Raw genomic sequence first — 17,231 nt, forward strand, 5'->3', positions numbered from 1 at the left:
AAATTCCAGGGACAACGCGATGACTCTGAATGGTATGATGGCTCATTCGCTAAAATGTCGGAAATGCGGCATATGAGCAATGGCAGGAGGCCCGTCGGGAGAACGCCTTATGGACAAATCGCCTGGGGATGACAAAGCGCCGGGTGCGCCGCCAGCCTCGGCTCCCGACTTCGACGAGCTGTCGCGGAACCTCACCCTTCTCCTGGAGAAGGCGGGCAAGGCAACGGCCGCCTATCTCAAGCCTGTCACGGAAGGCCGGCACCGCTCCGGGCTCGCCGAAGAAGCCGCGGAGGCGGTGCGTTCGCTCGGGCATATCGCCGAAGCGTGGATGAACGACCCGCACAAGGCCCTCGAAGCCCAGACCCGGCTCGGGGCGCAGTTCCTGGATCTCTGGTCAGCCACCCTCAAGCGCGCCCAGGGCGAGCCTGCGGAACCGGTGGTCCAGCCGGACCCGAAGGACAGCCGGTTCCAGGATCCGGAATGGTCCCAGAACCCGATCTTCGATTTCCTGAAGCAGGCCTACCTCATCACCTCGCGCTGGGCGGAAGACCTGGTGGAGCACGCGGAGGGCGTGGACCAGCACACGCGCCACAAGGCGCAGTTCTACCTGAAGCAGCTGTCGAGCGCCCTCTCGCCCTCCAATTTCCTGCTGACCAACCCGGAGCTGCTAAGGGAGACGCTCCGCAACAACGCGGCCAATCTCGTGCGCGGCATGGAGATGCTGGCGGAGGACATCGAGGCGGGCAAGGGCGAGCTCAGGATCCGCCATGTTGACCCCACCCGCTTCCAGGTCGGCGTCAACATGGCGACGTCTCCGGGCAAGGTGATTCTCCGGAACGAGCTGATGGAGCTCATCCAGTACGCGCCCTCGACGGAAACGGTGCTGAAGCGCCCGCTGCTGATCGTCCCGCCCTGGATCAACAAGTTCTACATCCTCGATCTCAACCCGGAGAAGAGCTTCATCCGCTGGGCCGTGGCGCAGGGACTCACGGTCTTCTGCATTTCATGGGTCAATCCGGGGCCGGAGCACGCCGACAAGAGCTTCGAGGACTACATGCGCGAGGGCATCTTCGCGGCGCTCGACGCCATCGAGCAGGCGACCGGAGAGAAGAAGGTGACGGCCATCGGCTATTGCGTCGGCGGCACCCTTCTCGCGGCCACCCTGGCCTACATGGCCGCCAAAAAGGACAAGCGGATCGCGAGCGCCACCTTCTTCACCGCGCAGGTGGACTTCACCCATGCGGGCGACCTCAAGGTCTTCGTCGACAAGAACCGGGTGAGCGCCCTCGAGGCGAGCATGAAGCGCCGGGGCTACCTCGAAGGTTCCCACATGGCGAACGCCTTCAACATGCTGCGCCCCAATGACCTCATCTGGCCCTACGTGGTGAACGTCTACCTCAAGGGAAACGCGCCCTTCCCGTTCGACCTGCTCTACTGGAACTCGGATTCCACGCGCATGCCAGCGGCGAACCACGCCTTCTATCTGCGCAACTGCTACCTGGAGAACAGGCTGTCGAAGGGCGAGATGGAGATCGGCGGGGTTCGGCTCGACCTGAAGAAGGTGAAGATCCCGATCTTCAATCTTGCCACGAAGGAGGACCACATCGCCCCTGCCCGCTCGGTCTTCCTCGGTTCGAAGGCCTTCGGCGGTCCGGTCGAATTCGTCCTCGCCGGCTCCGGGCACATCGCGGGCGTGGTCAATCCGGTGACGAAGCCGAAGTACCAGTACTGGACGAACGGCCCCGTCGAAGGGGAGCTGTCCGACTGGATGGCCAAGGCGACGGAAACGCCGGGAACCTGGTGGCCCTACTGGTTCTCATGGATCGAGAAGCAGGCCCCGCGGCGCGTCCCGGCACGGGAGCCCGGAGGCGGCAGGCTGGCTCCGGTCTGCGATGCGCCGGGAACCTATGTCCTCGAGAAGGCCTGATGGTGCAGGCCCCTCCCCCGGAACGAATGAAAAAGGCCGGCGCGGAGCCGGCCTTTCTGTTTAGGTTCGCAGATCTCAGTACTTGCGGACGATGGGGGCCGGGATGGCCTTCGCCGGATTGTCCCAGCGGTACTTGATGGCGGCCGAGATGATGTCGACCTGCGAGTCCACGTTGGCGGCGAACACCACGCCCCGGGTCGCGAAGGTGGGGTTGCCGGGAGCGATGTTGATGTCCGTGTTGCCGACCGAGAAGATGTGGGTGTAGGCGAGATCGAACGAGAGCTGATCGCTCCAGTTGTAGGTGGTGCCCACGGAGAGCCACACGCGGTCGGAGTCGGGCAGGCGCGGATTGCGCGTCTCGACCTCGATGGGCGAGATCTCGTAGCCGACGCCGGCGCGCAGCGTCCAGGCGGTGTTCACGCGGTATTCGCCGCCGACGGAGAAGAACCAGCCGTCCTTGTAGTCCAGCGGGAGGTACGGTGCGGACGCCAGCAGGCCGCCGGTGAGGCCGTTGGTGACCCGCGGGAAGCCGAGGCGGCTCCAGTTGGTCCACTCGGCGGTGGCGTTCACGGTGAAGGCGTCGGTGATCCGCTGGCTCACGCCGACGGAGACCGATTCCGGCAGGACCAGGTTGGCCTTGATCGGAACGCCGAAGTACTGGAACGAGCCTTCCAGGTTCTGCTCGATGGCGGAGCGGAAGCCGATGCCGATCGAGGTGCCGGCGAACGGGGTGATGGTCGCGCCGAGGGCATAGCCGACGCCCCAGCTGTCGCCCTCGAGACCCGCGGAGGGGGCAAAGGGCGTCGCGCCGGTGGCCGAGAAGTAACGCACCTTGAAGTACTGGGCCCGGATGCCGGCGCCGACCGACAGCCAGTCGTTCACCTTGTAGGCGATGGTCGGCATGGCCTCGAAGGAGAAGACCGAGGTGGTCCGCCCATAGATCTGGCCGGCCCAGACCGGGTTCGGCTTGGTCACGAGGCCGAAGGGGGCGCCGCTGTAGAAGCCGACCCACAGCCGGTCGTTGACCTGGTAGCTGGTGTAGCTGGAGGGCAGGAAGGCATCGAGGCCGATGTCCCCGGAGGGGCCGAGCGCCGCCAGGCCCGCCGGGATGGTGTAGACCGGCGTGATCTTGGATTCGGGAATGATGGCAGTCCCGTGGAACTCGCTCTGCCAGCCCGGCGCCATGGTGATCGTCGCCGGGTTCCAGTACATGGAGGAGACGCCCGCGGAACCGGCCGCCACGCCGGCGAAGGATTCGCCCTGCCCGGTCGCGCTCTGCTCGCGCAGCGCGAAGGCGCCGGCCTGGGCTCCGCCCTGGGCGGAAACGAGAGCTGCGAGGGACACGGCAGCCAGGATCAACGATCGATTGAAGCGCATAGGAAATTCCCGCCCTTGCATGTTCTGTTGTTTCTTGCGCGGGAGAATCCTCCCGCCTTGAGGCGTACTCTGCCAATGCTTTAATTTTGCCGCAATCGGTTAACGAGTTCCTGACGGACGAACCCATTCCGTTGCGTTCTTATTGATTACAATTCTCAATACTTCTGTTTTACTTTGCACGCTTAGCGAGAATGCAAGTCATCGCAAAAGTTCATATGTAAACCACCCAATACTTGCGGTGCCGCACTGACGGCCGATGCAACCTCGTAACGCCGCGCGGGAATGCAGATCGTCGGCCTGCGTGGCAAAACGGCAACATTTCCGCGGCCGCCGAAGGGCGTTCGGCCCGGTTGCACCCCGCGGGCAAATCGGACCATATGATCTCTCGCACAGGATGAAGAGGAAACGCCGATGAAACTGGTCAGGTACGGAGAGGCCGGGCACGAGAAGCCGGGTCTGGTCGATGCGCAGGGCAGGATCCGCGACCTTTCCGCCGTCGTTCCCGACATCGCCGGAGCATCGCTGAGCGCGCAGAGCCTGGAGAGGCTGCGCAGCCTCGACCCGTCGGATCTTCCCCTCGCTCCCGCCGGACAGCGGATCGGCCCGTGCGTCGGCCGCGTGGGCAATTTCGTGGCCATCGGCCTCAACTACGCCGATCATGCGGCCGAGACGGGGGCTCCGATTCCGGCCGAGCCCATCGTCTTCAACAAGGCCCCCTCGTGCATCGTCGGCCCGAACGACGACGTGATCCTGCCCCGCGGATCGCGGAAGACCGACTGGGAGGTGGAGCTCGCCATCGTGATCGGCGAGCGCGCGTCCTATGTGGGGGCCAACGAGGCGCTCGATTTCGTCGCCGGCTACTGCATCTGCAACGACGTGTCGGAGCGCGAATTCCAGCTGGAGCGCGGCGGCACATGGACCAAGGGCAAGGGCTGCCCGACCTTCGGCCCCCTGGGTCCCTGGCTCGTGACCCGCGACGAGATTCCCGATCCGCACGGTCTCGACATGTGGCTCGACGTGAACGGCGAGCGGATGCAGACCGGCTCGACGAAGACCATGATCTTCAACGTGCCTCAGATCGTTTCATACGTCTCGCACTTCATGATCCTGGAGCCGGGCGACGTGATCACCACCGGCACGCCTCCGGGCGTCGGCATGGGCATGAAGCCCCCGCGCTTCCTCAAGCCCGGGGACGTGATGAGCCTCGGCATCGCGGGCCTCGGCGAGCAGCGCCAGCGGGTGATCGCCTTCGAGGAGCGGGCGCCGGATACGAGCCACCCGGTCCGCGAGCGCTCGGCCTCAGTCTAGCCCGAGCATCAGCTTGATGTTCTGGACGGCCGCGCCCGACGCGCCCTTGCCGAGATTGTCGAGGCGCGCCACCAGGACGGCGTGGCCGTAGGCCTCGTTCCGGAACACCCGCAGCTCCATGCGGTTCGTGTCGTTGAGGGCCTCCGGCTCGATCCGCTCGACGCGCTTGCCGTCGGCATGCGTCGGCACCACGGAGACGAAGGCGCTGCCCTCGTACCACCGGGTCAGGACCGCTTCGAGTTCCTCCGCCTTCGGCTTTCCGGGGAGCATGTCCAGGTGCAGCGGAACGCTGACCAGCATCCCCTGCCGGAAATTGCCGACGGAAGGCACGAAGATCGGGCGGCGGGTCAGGCCGGTGTATTTCTGCAGCTCCGGCACGTGCTTGTGCTCGAAGCCCAGCCCGTAGAGCTCGAAGGCCGGGGCCGTGCCGGCCTCGTAGGCTTCGATCATCGTGCGCCCGCCGCCGCTGTAGCCGCTCACTGCGTTGACGCTGACGGGGTGGTCCGCAGGAATCAGGCCCGCCTCCACGAGCGGGCGGATCAGGGCGATGGCGCCGGTGGGATAGCAGCCCGGGTTGGCGACCCGCTCGGCGGAGGCGATGGCCTCCTTCTGCGACGGCGCGAGCTCCGGAAAGCCGTAGACCCAGCCCGGGCTCACCCGGTGGGCCGTGCTCGCATCGACGATCTTGGGCCTGCGGCCGCCAAGACCGTCGACCAGGGCGACCGTCTCGCGCGCGGCGTCGTCGTGCAGGCAGAGAACGACCAGGTCCACCTCGGCGAGGATCTCGCGCTTCGCCTCCGGGTCCTTGCGCCGCTCCGCCGCGATGCTCCTGATCGCGATTCCGGGAACGTCCCGGAGACGGTCGCGGATGCCGAGGCCGGTGGTGCCCGCCTCCCCGTCGATGAAGACCGTCTTGGTCCTTGCGTCGAGCGCTGCTGTGGATGTCGTCATAGCCGTCACCGCCGATCCGTTCTGTCCGTCAGGCCGCTGATATAGGGGATGTTGTGGATGGGAAAACAAAAAAGCCGCGCACCCGGCGCGGCTCGCAATCGGACCTGAACGGCCGTCATCGCGCTCGCGCGGCGGGAGCGTTCGAAAAACGTCGGCGGTTGCGGGTCCGGTCGATCATTTCCAACACATGCGTCGGAACCTTCCGCCTGTCAACAAGCTTGGCCGAGACGGAGCGGGGAACCGCCGAGCGGTGATGAGGCCAGACGAGAAAAGGGCGGCCCGAGGGCCGCCCTTTCGGACGGGTCGTCTCGTGGCGATCAGCGCTTCGAGAACTGGAAGCTGCGGCGGGCCTTGGCCTTGCCGTACTTCTTGCGCTCCACCACGCGGGCGTCGCGGGTGAGGAAGCCTTCCTTCTTGAGCGGGCCGCGGAGCTCCGGCTCGTAGTAGGTCAGCGCCTTGGCGAGGCCGTGGCGCACCGCGCCGGCCTGGCCGGAGAGGCCGCCGCCGGACACGTTCACGACGATGTCGTACTGACCGTCGCGGTTCACGACCTGGAGCGGCTGCGCCAGGATCATGCGGAGCACGGGACGGGCGAAGTAGACCTCGACGGCGCGGTCGTTCACCGTGATCTTGCCGGAGCCCGGCTTGATCCAGACGCGGGCGACGGCGTCCTTGCGCTTGCCGGTGGCATAGGCACGGCCCTGCGCGTCGAGCTTCTGGACATGCTTCGGAGCTTCCGGAGCGGCGGTCTGGGCGGTCTGGCCCAGATCGGCGAGAGACTGGAGGGTCGCCATGGTTAGACTCTCACGTTCTTGGCGTTGAGGGCAGCGACGTCCAGCACCTCGGGCTGCTGAGCCGCATGCGGATGCTCAGCGCCGGCATAGACGCGCAGGTTGCCCATGATCTGGCGGAAAAGCGGGCCGCGCGGGAGCATGCGCTCCACGGCCTTCTCGACCACGCGCTCGGGGAAGCGTCCCTCGAGGATGAACTTCGCGGTCCGTGCCTTGATGCCGCCCGGGTAGCCGGTGTGATGATAGTACACCTTCTGCTCGCGCTTGCGGCCGGTGAACACCACCTGATCGGCGTTGATGACGATGACGTTGTCGCCGCAGTCGACGTGGGGCGTGTAGTTCGCCTTGTGCTTGCCACGCAGACGCATGGCAACGATCGAGGCAAGGCGGCCCACCACGAGGCCCTTTGCGTCGATCACGACCCACTTCTTCTCGACCTCGGCGGGCTTCAGCGAAGTCGTAGTCTTCATTGCGCTGGTTCCCGTTGAGAGCCCCGAGGGCTCAGGTTCTGAAAAACGACAACCGCCGCGGAATGCGGCGGCGAGTGAGCGCTCAATAGGTGCTCACGCGCCGCCTGTCAACAGAAAAGCGGATCACGTTCGGCGAGAAAACCCTTGCTGCATAAGGATTTTTGCCACCCGGTATTAAGCTACCGCATATACGGTATTGAAATACCTCACCTCTTTCCGGACCTCGTGAAAGTCCCGTGTCTCCTGTATAAGCGGGAGAAATTCCTGGAGGAACTCACATGAGCGACGAGATCGTCTTCTATACCAACCCGATGTCGCGGGGGCGGATCGTCCGCTGGATGCTGGAAGAAGTCGGCCGCCCCTACCGCACTGAGGTGCTGGAATTCGGGACCACCATGAAGTCCCCGGCCTATCTCGCCGTCAACCCGATGGGCAAGGTCCCGGCGATCCGCCACGGGGACACGGTCGTCACCGAGGCTGCGGCGATCTGCGCCTATCTGGCCGATGCCTTCCCGGAGGCGGGCCTTGCCCCTCCCCCGGGCAACCGCGGCTCCTACTACCGCTGGATGTTCTTCGCGGCCGGGCCGCTCGAAGCGGCTCTCAGCAACAAGGCGCTCGGCTTCGAGGCGCCGCAGGAGCGCCGCGGCATGGTCGGCTACGGCTCCGTCGAGGATGCTGTGAACGCTCTCGAATATGCGGTCTCGCAATCGGACTATATCGCGGGCGACCGCTTCACCGCCGCCGATGTCTATGTGGGCTCGCAGATCGGCTGGGGGATGATGTTCGGCACCCTGGAGAAGCGCCCTGCCTTCGAGCGCTACTGGCAGCGGATCGCAGGGCGCCCGGCCGCGATCCGGGCGCGGGAGATCGACGACGCCCTCGTTCCTGCGCGGCCCTAACCTCCACGCCGGTCCACCCAGTCCCGGTCCTCCGTCGTCTTCGCGCGGATCCTCATCGCCGTTCCGGGATCGAGTAGGTTCCCGTGGCATGGCAGACGAGGTCCGTATGCCCCTCGGACCGGATCGCCACCTCCCCGACCGCCAGCCGCTTTCCGAGCTTGAGGAGGCGCGATTCGGCGATCAGGGCCCTGGGCTCGGGCTTCCTCAGGAAGTTGAAGGTGAGGCTCGTGGTGACGGCAAGCGCCACGGGACCGATCTGGGCCAGGATCGCGGCGTAAAGCGCCAGGTCGGCAAGGCCCATCATGGCAGGCCCCGAGAGGGTGCCTCCGGGTCGCAGATGGCGCTCGTGGTAGTCCATGCGCAGGCGGGCGAAGAGAGGCCCGACCTCCTCCACGTGATAGGTCCGCCCGCCGAAATGGATCTGCGGGAATTCCCGGTCGAGGAAGGCGCTCAGCTCCTCCCGGCTCATCGCCGGCTTGTGGGATGTCATGGACGCACGATGCTCGTTGAAAGGCCCTGCCTTCTCCCATACGGTGCCCGCATGGATCACGGCAATTACACCAACGATTACATCCGCGGCATCCTCCAGGGCGTGAAGACGATTGCCCTCGTGGGCGCGTCCTCGAACCCGGCCCGCCCGAGCTGGATCGTGATGAAGTACCTTCTGGAACGGGGCTACGACGTCGTGCCGGTCAATCCGGGCCTCGCCGGCCAGGAGCTCCTCGGCAAGACGGTCTATGCCTCCCTGCGGGAGATTCCGCACCCCGTCGATATGGTCGAGATCTTCCGCAATTCCGAAGCGGCTGGGCCGATCACGGACGAGGCGCTCGCCCTCGTTCCCCTGCCGAAGGCGATCTGGATGCAGCTCTCCGTGCGCAACGACGCGGCTGCTGCCCGCGCCGAGGCCAAGGGGGTGAAGGTGGTGATGGACCGCTGCCCGAAGATCGAGTTCGGGCGCCTTTCCGGGGAAATCTCCTGGCAGGGCGTCAACTCGCGCGTGCTGAGCGCCAAGCGGCCTGTCCTTGCGGGCAAGGGCTTCCAGAAGCTGAGCCTCGACCGGCCACGATAAGGGCCTGCCCCGCCTCCTTGGGCGCCTCGGAATCCGGACGCCCCGCTTCCGGTGCAGCCTTCTTGACCTGACGAACGGTTCGTTCTTTAAATAGAACAATCCAAGTTCAGCGAAGAAGGCTTCCCCATGACCGACCGTCTGCCCGGTTTCGACACCCTTGCCATTCACGCAGGCGCCGCTCCGGATGCGGCCACGGGCGCCCGGGCGACGCCCATCTACCAGACCACGTCCTTCGTGTTCGACGACGTGGACCACGCCGCCTCCCTCTTCGGGCTGCAGGCGTTCGGCAACATCTATTCCCGTATCGGAAACCCGACCTGCGCAGTCCTGGAGGAGCGCGTGGCCGCCCTCGAGGGCGGCACGGCGGCCCTGGCGGTGGCATCGGGCCATGCGGCGGAGTTCCTGGTGTTCCACACCCTCCTCCAGCCGGGCGACGAGTTCGTGGCTGCCCGCAAGCTCTATGGCGGCTCGATCAACCAGTTCAACCACGCCTACAAGAACTTCGGCTGGAACGTGGTCTGGGCGGATTCGGACGAGCCCGCCTCCTTCGAGGCGGCCATCACGCCGAAGACAAAGGCGATCTTCGTGGAATCCATCGCCAATCCGGGCGGCGTGATCGTGGACCTTCGGGCCATCGCCGCCATCGCGAAGAAGCACCGGATCCCCTTCATCGTCGACAACACGATGGCCTCGCCCTATCTGATCCGCCCCTTCGAGCACGGCGCCGACATCATCGTGCACTCGGCCACCAAGTTCCTCGGCGGGCACGGCAACTCCATCGGCGGCCTCATCGTGGACGGCGGATCGTTCAACTTCTCGGGCGACGACCGCTATCCCATGCTCTCGAAGCCGCGCCCCGAGTACGGCGGCATGGTGCTGGGCGAGACCTTCGGCAACTTCGGCTTCGCCATCGCCTGCCGGGTCCTGGGCCTGCGCGACCTGGGCCCCGCGCTCTCTCCCTTCAACGCCTTCCTCATCCTCAACGGCATCGAGACGCTGCCCCTGCGCATGCAGCGGCATTCGGACAATGCCCTGGCGGTGGCGGAGCACCTGGCGGGGCACGACAAGGTGTCCTGGGTGAGCTATCCCGGCCTGAGGAACGACCGTTACCACAACCTCGCCAAGCAGTACTGCCCGAAGGGCGCCGGGGCGGTCTTCACCTTCGGCCTGAAGGGCGGCTACGAGGCGGGCGTGAAGCTCGTGTCGAACCTGAAGCTCTTCTCCCATCTCGCCAATATCGGCGACACCCGCTCGCTGGTGATCCATCCGGCCTCGACCACCCACAGGCAGCTCACGGACGAGCAGCGGGTCCAGGCAGGCGCCGGGCCGGAAGTGGTGCGCCTCTCGATCGGCCTCGAGGACAAGGACGACCTGATCGCCGACCTCGACCAGGCCCTCGCCGCAGCCTGATCCGCGGCTTCGGAACCGAACGCAAAAGCGGCCCAGGAGGGCCGCTTTTCGTTTGTCGCTCGTGCCGGATGCCTGCTCAGGCGGCGCTTCGCGTGCCGCGGCCCTTGTAGGACTCCACGGCCTTGATCGACCGGTCGATGGCGGTCCAGAGGCGGCCGAGCTCGTCGGCCGCAAAGGAGCCGGGGTCGAACTCCTCGGCGCCCTCCCCCTCCGCGAGAGCCATGGAGAAGTCGGCCCGGTGGGTGATCTGCCCTGCCCAGACCGGCACCTTCAGGGCGTTGAGGGCGCCCCGCGCGTCCGCGACGATGGCCGCCTCCTCGCCGTGGCGCTTGGCCGGCGCGCCGTTGATGACCGCGGCATAGGGCTTGCGCAGCTCGCGGGCGATGGCGACCGTGTCCTGCACGGCGGCGATGTCGAAGAGGCTCGGCCTCGTCGGAATGATCACCAGGGTCGCGTGGCGGATGGCCTCGACGACGACGGGAGACTTGTTCGGCGGCGTGTCGATCAGCACCCACTGATAGCCTTCCTTCTCCGCCGTCTTGAGAGTCTGGGCCAGGTCGCGCGGATTGTGCTTCAGGGCGGGGTTCTCAGTCCCCCGGATCCGGTGCCAGAACGAGAGAGAACCCTGCGGATCGCTGTCGATCAGAAGGGTCTTGCGCTCCGGCGTCGCGATATAGGTGGCAAGATGAGCGGCAAGCGTGCTCTTCCCGGAGCCACCCTTGCGTGACGCAAAAACCAGCACGTTCATGCCTTACTCCCGATGCTTCCCGTTCCGGGCGAGGCTATGGCAGGCCACGCCTTCTCTAACACTGTATCTACTTAGCAGGATATTTACCAAGCTCCCAACCGGAACGGCTGTTTTCCCTTTGGAAAAATGCCTCTTCTCAGCTGCGGGCCGGTTTCGGCCTGCATCCGAATTGTTCCCTCCCCGGCAGTAAAAATACCCGCAGGAAATCGATGAACGACAAATGAATGGCCGGAACTGGCTGCGCTCAAGCCCGTTAAGACACCGACTTTCACAGCCAAGGAGTCCGAAATCATGTCGAAGAAACTTCTTCTGACCGGTGTTGTTCTTGCGGCTCTCGCCCCGGTGGGCGCTTTCGCCCAGACGAATGCCGAGGGCGGCGCGGCGGCCGGCGCGGCGACCGGTGCGGTCGGCGGCGCCATCGTCGGCGGTCCGGTCGGCGCGGCGATCGGCGGCGTGACCGGCGCGATCGTCGGCGGCATCGTCGGCGACCAGCAGCCCAAGTTCCGTCAGTACGTGGTGACCCAGGGCGTGCCGTCCTACACCTACAGCGAGGAGGTTCGCGTCGGCACGGTTCTGCCCTCCAGCGGCGTGACCTACTACGAGGTGCCCGCCGAGTTCGGGGTCAAGGGCTATCGCTACACGGTCGTGAACAACACGCCGGTCCTGGTGGAGCCCAGCACGCACCGGGTGGTCCAGATCATCCGCTAAACACCGAAAATCCGACTTGCGAAAGGGCAGCTCCGGCTGCCCTTTTCTTTTGGCCTTATCTCATGGGAGGTCAGCATGCGGCGAGACCGCTGACCCGGGCGTGCGCAACCGCCATGCACAGGACGATCATCGCGAAGATCTGATGGAGCAGGCCGGCCCAGAGCGGGACCACCAGAAGCAGGGTCGCGATGCCGAGAACCATCTGCCCGAAGGTCAGGCCCGCCAGCGCGACGGCCCGGCGTGCGGCGCGGGATGACGGAGCGCGCCTCGTGGCCGACCAGGCGTGCCAGATGGCAGCGGCGACGAGCGCATAGGCCACCAGACGGTGGTTGAACTGGACCAGGGCCAGGTTGTCGACGAAGTTTTCCACGAGGGGCGTGACGCTGAAGAGCACCTCGGCCGGCGGGACGAGGCGACCGTCCATGAGCGGCCAGGTATTGTAGGTGAAGCCGGCCTTCGAACCGGCGACGAGGCCGCCGAGGGCGATCTGCACGAGGACGAGGGCAACGAGAATGGCGGGGAACCCGCCCAGCCGCGGCTCCGCCTTCACCCATGCAGGATCCTCGCCCCGCAGGCCTGCCGCGACCCAGACGAGGCAGGCCAGGATCACGCTGGCCACGGTGAGGTGAAGCGCGAGCTTGATCGGAGCGACGGCGGTCATGCCCGGCTGGAGACCCGAAGCCACCATGATCCAGCCGACGGCGCCCTGAAGGCCGCCGAGGGCGCCGATGCCGAGCAGTGTCAGGGCGAGCCGGCCCCGGATGGCTCCGCGCAGCCAGAAGAAGACGAGGGGGACGAAGAAGACGAGGCCGATCAGCCGCCCGAGCTGCCGGTGCCCCCATTCCCACGCATAGATGAACTTGAACTCGGAGAGGGTCATTCCCTTGTTGACGAGCTCGTATTGCGGGATCTGGCGGTACTTTTCGAATTCCGCCATCCAGGCCTGCTCGGTCAGGGGAGGAATGGCCCCGGTCACCGGCTTCCATTCCGTGATCGACAGGCCCGACCCGGTCAGGCGGGTCGCGCCGCCGACCGCGACCATGGCGATGACGAGGGTTGCCAGGATGTAGAGCCAGATGCGCACGGCGGACAGGTGACGGGTCTCGGGGAGGCTTCTCGGCGCCATGCCCTGGGTCGAGGCTGCGACAGCCATACTCACTCTCACGATGGATTGGGGCTTGAACCTGGATATGGGCTGTCACATAGAGGCTGCGGCGCTGCCAGGCAATTCATGCCGATGACGCACCGGCGGGCCGTCGGCGCCGTTCCCAGGCGCGCTCAAGGAAGGGCGAAGGACGAGGAACGAGAATGGGCATCCGCACGCGCAAGCTGATCGGCACCGTGATCATGCTGGTTTTCATCGCGTTCTACGCGCTCTTCGCGATGGCGGTCGCCGAGGGCCGGATCACCGAGGCTCCTAAGCTGGTGCAGACCCTGGCCTACATCGTTCTCGGGCTCATCTGGATCGTTCCGCTGCTGCCCCTGATCCGCTGGATGGGCAAGCCGGACAAGGTCTGAAGGGCGCGGGACCCGAATTCAGGCCCCGCCGAGCTCTTCCAGCACGGTCCCCGTGCCGCCGCAGGTGGGGCACGGCTTGTCCCCGATCCGACCGCTTCCCTTGCAATCCCGACACAGGTTCTCGCCCACGCCCGGGGTGCCGGGAGGGGCCTGGTCGCCGGGATTGACCTTCGGGCTGCGGGGCTCGCCGTCGGTGTTGGGGGTCTTGGACATCGCCTGCGCTCCCGTGAATTTCTCAGCGGAGAACGCGACAGGAGAATCGTGGTTGCGTGCCGGCGCGCAAAGAAAAGGCCCGCTCGGGCGGGCCTTGTCGTCGGACGATCCTGCGTCTCAACGGCAGACGGTGCGGCGGCGGGACTCCCAGCCCCAACCCGGAACCCACTCGCTGTACCGCTCGGTGTAGCATTGCTCCACATAGACCGGCGGAGGCGGCGGGGCATAGTAGACCGGGGCCGGCGGCGGGGGCGGCGGGGGCGCATAGACGGGAGCGGCATAGGCCGGGCTCTGCGAGGCGGCGATGGCGCCGCCCACGGCGAGGCCGCCCAGAACGCCCAGGGCCGCAGCCGCACCGGGGGAAAGACGGTCGCGCGCCGCGGCCGGCTGAACGGCGACGACGCTCGTCACCAGGGCGAGAGCCAATGCGGCGCCGGGAATCAAACGAGAGGTCTTCATGAACGTCACCTTGCTCATGCAGGGGCTCGCACCGTCCCTGCTCCTTGTGCAGCCCTTTATAGGCTCCCAAACCTCTCCGGAACCTGAACGAACCGTGGCAGAGACGTGGCCAAGCTCGATACGAAGGCGGCGGCGGGCATCATCGCGAAAGATGGTAACGGGCCCGTAAACGCCCCGTTCAGTCGGCGGCGGTCCGGAGCGGGACCGACAGGAGGACCCGGATCAGGTCCGCCTGACGGTTGGTTTCCGTCTTGCGAAAGAGGTTCTTGAGGTGGAACACCACCGTCGTCTGGGCCACGTCGAGCTCTTCCGCGATCTGGTCGAGGCGCTTGCCGTCGATGAGCATGAGGGCCACGCGGGTTTCCGAGGGGGTGAGGTTGTAGAGCCGCACCAGGGTGTCGCCGGAGACCTTGGTGCGCTGCTCCGTGTCGATGAGGAGGAGAACCACCGCCTCCGGCTTCTCCTCCGCGGAGAAGCGCTGGCCCGGGATGAGGACGAGATAGGGCCTGCCGCCGGAAAGGCGCGGGAACGACACGATCTCGTCCAGCGATTCCTCGTGAAACGCCTTCCCGATGTTTTCGTGGAGCTTGGCGTTCTGCTTCGGAGCGGCCCCCTTGAGGATTCCCTGGGAAACGCTCAGCCCGTCGTCCTCCGCCAGGATGCGCTCCGCCTCCTTGTTCATGAGGCGCACGCTTCCCTTCTCGTCCACGACCACCACGCCCACCAGGAAGCGGTCGAAGGCGAACGTCGCCTTGTAGAGGGCCTCGACGGTGCGGCCCCGGGACGACTTCAGGATCTCCTGCCAGGCCTCCTCGGCCCTCTGGACCGCGCTCTTCTGCACCCGTGCCACCTGGTTCAGCCGTGCGGCGATGGTGGCGAGCAGGATCTCGTAATCGATGGGCTTGACGAGATAGTCGTCCGCGCCGGCCTGCTTCCCCACGAGAACGTCGCTCCGGTCGGCGAGCGCAGTCAGGAAGATGAAGGGCACGTCCGCCAGTTCCCCCTTCTCGCGCATGGCCTTGAGGACGTCGTAGCCTCCAAGCCCCGGCATGGTGATGTCGCACAGGACGAGATCGGGTCTGTGCTTCTTCAGCACGGCGAGGGCCTCGCTGCCGTTGGAGGCCTGAATGACGTCGTAGTTGGCTGCCTCAAGCTCCTCCGCGATGTCCGTGCGCAGATCGTCCTCGTCCTCGATGCACAGGATGGTTTGACGGGCGTCCATGGTCGCTAAGCCCCTTTCATGCTGCCTGTTGGCTTTGATCGGCGTTCAGCATCGGCAGGTCGAACGTGAACAGCGATCCCGCAGCCTCGTAACTTTCCACCTGAATCTCCCCTCCATGCAAGTGCATGATCTTCTGGGCGAAATTCAAGCCGATTCCCGTGCCCGCGATCCCCGTCGCCGTTCTGGCGCGATAGAAGCGCTCGAAGATCCGGGAGACCTCGTCCGCCGGAATGCCGATGCCCCAGTCGCGGACCGAGCAGTAGGCGCGGGAGCCCTCCATCCAGATCTTCACCTCGACCACCGGGTGTTCGCCCGAGTATTTGACCGCGTTCGAGAGAAGATTGATGACGACCTGCTCGATGAGCATGCTGTCGCAATAGACCTGCACCGGCGTTTCCGGCGCATTCAGGCGGATCTCGGCATGTGAGCTCAGTTCCTGCTGCCTTTCGCAGATGTCCCAGACCAGATCCACGAGATTGCAGGAGGCTGGGTTCAGTTCGATCCGCCCTGCATCCAGTTTGGCGGCGTTGAGGACGCTTTCCACGAGACGCGTCAGGCGCTTGGTTGCACTCCTGATCCGTTGGACGCGAATGATGAGCTCGTCCTGGGTGAGGTTCTGGCCTCGACGCAGGATGCGCTGGGCGCTCGAATCCAGGATGGCGAGCGGAGTCCTGAACTGGTGGGAGACCATGGACACGAAATTGCGGTAGGCGCCCGTGGTTTCCCGCTCCCGGTCGAGGGCGGACTGTAGCGCCTGCGCCGCCTGCTTGTATCCCGAGATGTCCGTGAGCCGGACGAAGATGGTCCCCCCGTCGACGGTGGTCACCGACAGGTGCGCCCAGTTCTCTCCCCGGATCCGCAGGTCGAGCTCGATATCGACGAAGGCATCGTCGTGTGCGAGCAGGCGCTCGTCCGCCCCCTCGCACATGGCGAAGCAGCGCAGAAAGGTCGGGAGCGTCATCTCCTCCGCGCACCAGACGGTCACCGGCTCGGCAGAGCGGATCTGTTCGTTGGCGAAGAGAAGCTTGCCGCTCCAGTCGAAGGCGGCGAAACCGTCCGGCGCGGTCTCGATGGCGGCGATGAGCCGCCGCTCCGCCTGCTGGAGAGCCGCCGTCCTCTGCTGGACGGTGATCGCGAGGTCGAAGTTCTGCCGCTCGGCCTGCTTGCGGGCCTCCCATTGCTCCGTGACGTCACGGATGAAGGCGATGCCGAGGCGGCGCTCGGCGATGAGGAGCGGAAAGCAGTTGATCTCGAGGCAACGGGCCTGCCCCTGCGGCGAGAGACCCTCGTTCTCCAGGGTCGAGCTCGTGCCGTAGAGCGCCTCCGTCAGTCCTTTTCGGACTTCCGGTTTCGCGAAGATCGGATCGAGGGTCTGGAGCCGGTGGCCGACCGTATTGTCCGCGTTGAGCCCGAGCAGGGTTTCCATCCCCGGGTTCCACAGAAGGCAGCTCAGCTGCTCGTCGAAGATGACGATGCCCTGATTGCTGATGTTGTTGATGACGAGGTCCGACAGTTCCTGCTCCTGGCGCAGGAGGCGCTTGGCCTGGCTCGCCTCGTACACGCCCTTGAACAGGCGCAGGAGCAGGAAGGAGGCGCTCAGGACGATCCCAACGACGAAGACGATCCCCTCGAACACCACGCGCAGGTACATGGACCGCTTGAGGGCGCCCTGCTCCCGGTTGAGGACCATCACCTTGTTGGCGATGTCCCGCAGCTCCTGGGCAAGCGACCGCGCCTCCGCCCTGAGCCGCATGGCGACGGCCGGGTTCAGGTCGCCGGTCACCAGCGGCTCGGCGAGGGTGAGCTGGAGATAGGCGCGCTTGAGGTCTCCGAGCTGCCCGAACTGCTCGATCAGACGGCCCTGGGGGCCGTCCAGGAGGACGGCGAGGCGGCTGACGAGAATGGCGATCCGGAAATCGGGCGCCTCCTCGGAATCCGTGAAGGTCTCGCGGGCCGCGAACCGGGCCAGGCTCTCTGCGAACAGGGTGGCCTCGAACTGGGTCTGCGTGATCTGCCAGAGATTGGTGTGGGTGTCTTCGCTGCGAAGATCGTTCTCGACCTCCAGGAGGCGCGCCACGGTGAAGACGAGGCACGCCACCATGCTCGCGATGGCGACGAGGATGACGAGAGCCGTCCTGTAGCTTTTCAAGTTCGCGTTCAT

Annotated in this window: 18 protein-coding genes; 7 read left to right on the forward strand and 11 right to left on the reverse strand. The window is 65.8% G+C overall.

Annotated features, from left to right (window positions below; all coding sequences use genetic code 11):
• The first annotated feature begins 109 nt into the window (after positions 1–109).
• Complete coding sequence (locus tag GDR74_RS09975; RefSeq protein ID WP_152586171.1) at positions 110–1,927, forward strand: PHA/PHB synthase family protein; 1,818 nt, start codon at positions 110–112, stop codon at positions 1,925–1,927.
• A gap of 75 nt (positions 1,928–2,002) precedes the next feature.
• On the opposite strand, the gene GDR74_RS09980 is transcribed toward GDR74_RS09975, so the two are convergent.
• Positions 2,003–3,304 carry an OmpP1/FadL family transporter gene (locus GDR74_RS09980; protein WP_152586172.1) on the reverse strand — a complete coding sequence of 434 codons (1,302 nt, stop codon included), beginning with the start codon at positions 3,302–3,304 and terminating at the stop codon, positions 2,003–2,005.
• Positions 3,305–3,715: 411 nt separating this feature from the next.
• On the opposite strand from GDR74_RS09980, the gene GDR74_RS09985 reads away from it, so the two are divergent.
• Positions 3,716–4,612, forward strand: a complete 897-nt coding sequence (locus tag GDR74_RS09985; RefSeq protein ID WP_152586173.1) for a fumarylacetoacetate hydrolase family protein — start codon at positions 3,716–3,718, stop codon at positions 4,610–4,612.
• Here GDR74_RS09985 and argC read toward each other — a convergent pair.
• The 3 genes from argC to rplM form a co-directional block, all read right to left on the reverse strand.
• Entirely contained in the window at positions 4,604–5,563 is a 960-nt protein-coding gene (gene argC / locus GDR74_RS09990; RefSeq protein ID WP_152586174.1) for an N-acetyl-gamma-glutamyl-phosphate reductase, read from the reverse strand. The genes GDR74_RS09985 and argC overlap by 9 nt on opposite strands.
• A gap of 317 nt (positions 5,564–5,880) precedes the next feature.
• Positions 5,881–6,357 (reverse strand): 30S ribosomal protein S9, encoded by a 477-nt coding sequence (gene rpsI / locus GDR74_RS09995; protein WP_152586175.1) that lies wholly within the window; start codon positions 6,355–6,357, stop codon positions 5,881–5,883.
• A 2-nt stretch (positions 6,358–6,359) separates the two neighbouring features.
• Complete coding sequence (rplM, locus tag GDR74_RS10000) at positions 6,360–6,824, reverse strand: 50S ribosomal protein L13 (RefSeq protein WP_152586176.1); 465 nt, start codon at positions 6,822–6,824, stop codon at positions 6,360–6,362.
• 278 nt (positions 6,825–7,102) lie between these two features.
• Here rplM and GDR74_RS10005 point away from each other — a divergent pair, with 278 nt between their 5' ends.
• Positions 7,103–7,723, forward strand: a complete 621-nt coding sequence (locus GDR74_RS10005) for a glutathione S-transferase family protein (protein WP_152586177.1) — start codon at positions 7,103–7,105, stop codon at positions 7,721–7,723.
• A gap of 52 nt (positions 7,724–7,775) precedes the next feature.
• Here GDR74_RS10005 and GDR74_RS10010 read toward each other — a convergent pair whose 3' ends face one another.
• On the reverse strand, positions 7,776–8,213 hold the full coding sequence (locus GDR74_RS10010; RefSeq protein WP_152586178.1) for a PaaI family thioesterase: 438 nt from the start codon (positions 8,211–8,213) through the stop codon (positions 7,776–7,778).
• A gap of 51 nt (positions 8,214–8,264) precedes the next feature.
• Here GDR74_RS10010 and GDR74_RS10015 point away from each other — a divergent pair, with 51 nt between their 5' ends.
• Together GDR74_RS10015 and GDR74_RS10020 are read left to right on the forward strand one after the other, a co-directional pair.
• Positions 8,265–8,792, forward strand: coding sequence for a CoA-binding protein (locus tag GDR74_RS10015; RefSeq protein WP_246179347.1), 528 nt, complete (start codon positions 8,265–8,267; stop codon positions 8,790–8,792).
• Positions 8,793–8,918: 126 nt separating this feature from the next.
• Positions 8,919–10,202: an O-acetylhomoserine aminocarboxypropyltransferase gene (locus GDR74_RS10020; protein WP_152586180.1), complete on the forward strand. Its 1,284-nt coding sequence runs from the start codon at positions 8,919–8,921 to the stop codon at positions 10,200–10,202.
• Positions 10,203–10,278: 76 nt separating this feature from the next.
• Here GDR74_RS10020 and GDR74_RS10025 read toward each other — a convergent pair whose 3' ends face one another.
• The gene (locus GDR74_RS10025; protein ID WP_152586181.1) at positions 10,279–10,950 is read right to left on the reverse strand and encodes a ParA family protein; all 672 of its coding nucleotides are present in this window, start codon (positions 10,948–10,950) and stop codon (positions 10,279–10,281) included.
• Between the two features lie 291 nt (positions 10,951–11,241).
• Here GDR74_RS10025 and GDR74_RS10030 point away from each other — a divergent pair, with 291 nt between their 5' ends.
• Positions 11,242–11,658, forward strand: coding sequence for a DUF1236 domain-containing protein (locus GDR74_RS10030; protein ID WP_152586182.1), 417 nt, complete (start codon positions 11,242–11,244; stop codon positions 11,656–11,658).
• Between the two features lie 70 nt (positions 11,659–11,728).
• On the opposite strand, the gene GDR74_RS10035 is transcribed toward GDR74_RS10030, so the two are convergent.
• The gene (locus tag GDR74_RS10035; protein ID WP_152586183.1) at positions 11,729–12,811 is read right to left on the reverse strand and encodes a COX15/CtaA family protein; all 1,083 of its coding nucleotides are present in this window, start codon (positions 12,809–12,811) and stop codon (positions 11,729–11,731) included.
• 155 nt (positions 12,812–12,966) lie between these two features.
• Between GDR74_RS10035 and GDR74_RS10040 the strand changes: the two genes are divergently transcribed.
• Positions 12,967–13,176 carry a DUF2842 domain-containing protein gene (locus GDR74_RS10040; protein ID WP_152586184.1) on the forward strand — a complete coding sequence of 70 codons (210 nt, stop codon included), beginning with the start codon at positions 12,967–12,969 and terminating at the stop codon, positions 13,174–13,176.
• 18 nt (positions 13,177–13,194) lie between these two features.
• On the opposite strand, the gene GDR74_RS10045 is transcribed toward GDR74_RS10040, so the two are convergent.
• From GDR74_RS10045 to GDR74_RS10060, 4 genes are all read right to left on the reverse strand, one after another.
• Complete coding sequence (locus GDR74_RS10045; protein ID WP_152586185.1) at positions 13,195–13,389, reverse strand: hypothetical protein; 195 nt, start codon at positions 13,387–13,389, stop codon at positions 13,195–13,197.
• 117 nt (positions 13,390–13,506) lie between these two features.
• Positions 13,507–13,848: a hypothetical protein gene (locus GDR74_RS10050; RefSeq protein WP_152586186.1), complete on the reverse strand. Its 342-nt coding sequence runs from the start codon at positions 13,846–13,848 to the stop codon at positions 13,507–13,509.
• Between the two features lie 178 nt (positions 13,849–14,026).
• On the reverse strand, positions 14,027–15,070 hold the full coding sequence (locus GDR74_RS10055; RefSeq protein ID WP_152586187.1) for a helix-turn-helix transcriptional regulator: 1,044 nt from the start codon (positions 15,068–15,070) through the stop codon (positions 14,027–14,029).
• A gap of 16 nt (positions 15,071–15,086) precedes the next feature.
• A complete protein-coding gene (locus GDR74_RS10060; RefSeq protein WP_152586188.1) occupies positions 15,087–17,231 on the reverse strand; it encodes a sensor histidine kinase in 2,145 nt (714 codons plus the stop codon).

The organism is Microvirga thermotolerans, from assembly GCF_009363855.1.
Lineage (GTDB): Bacteria > Pseudomonadota > Alphaproteobacteria > Rhizobiales > Beijerinckiaceae > Microvirga > Microvirga thermotolerans.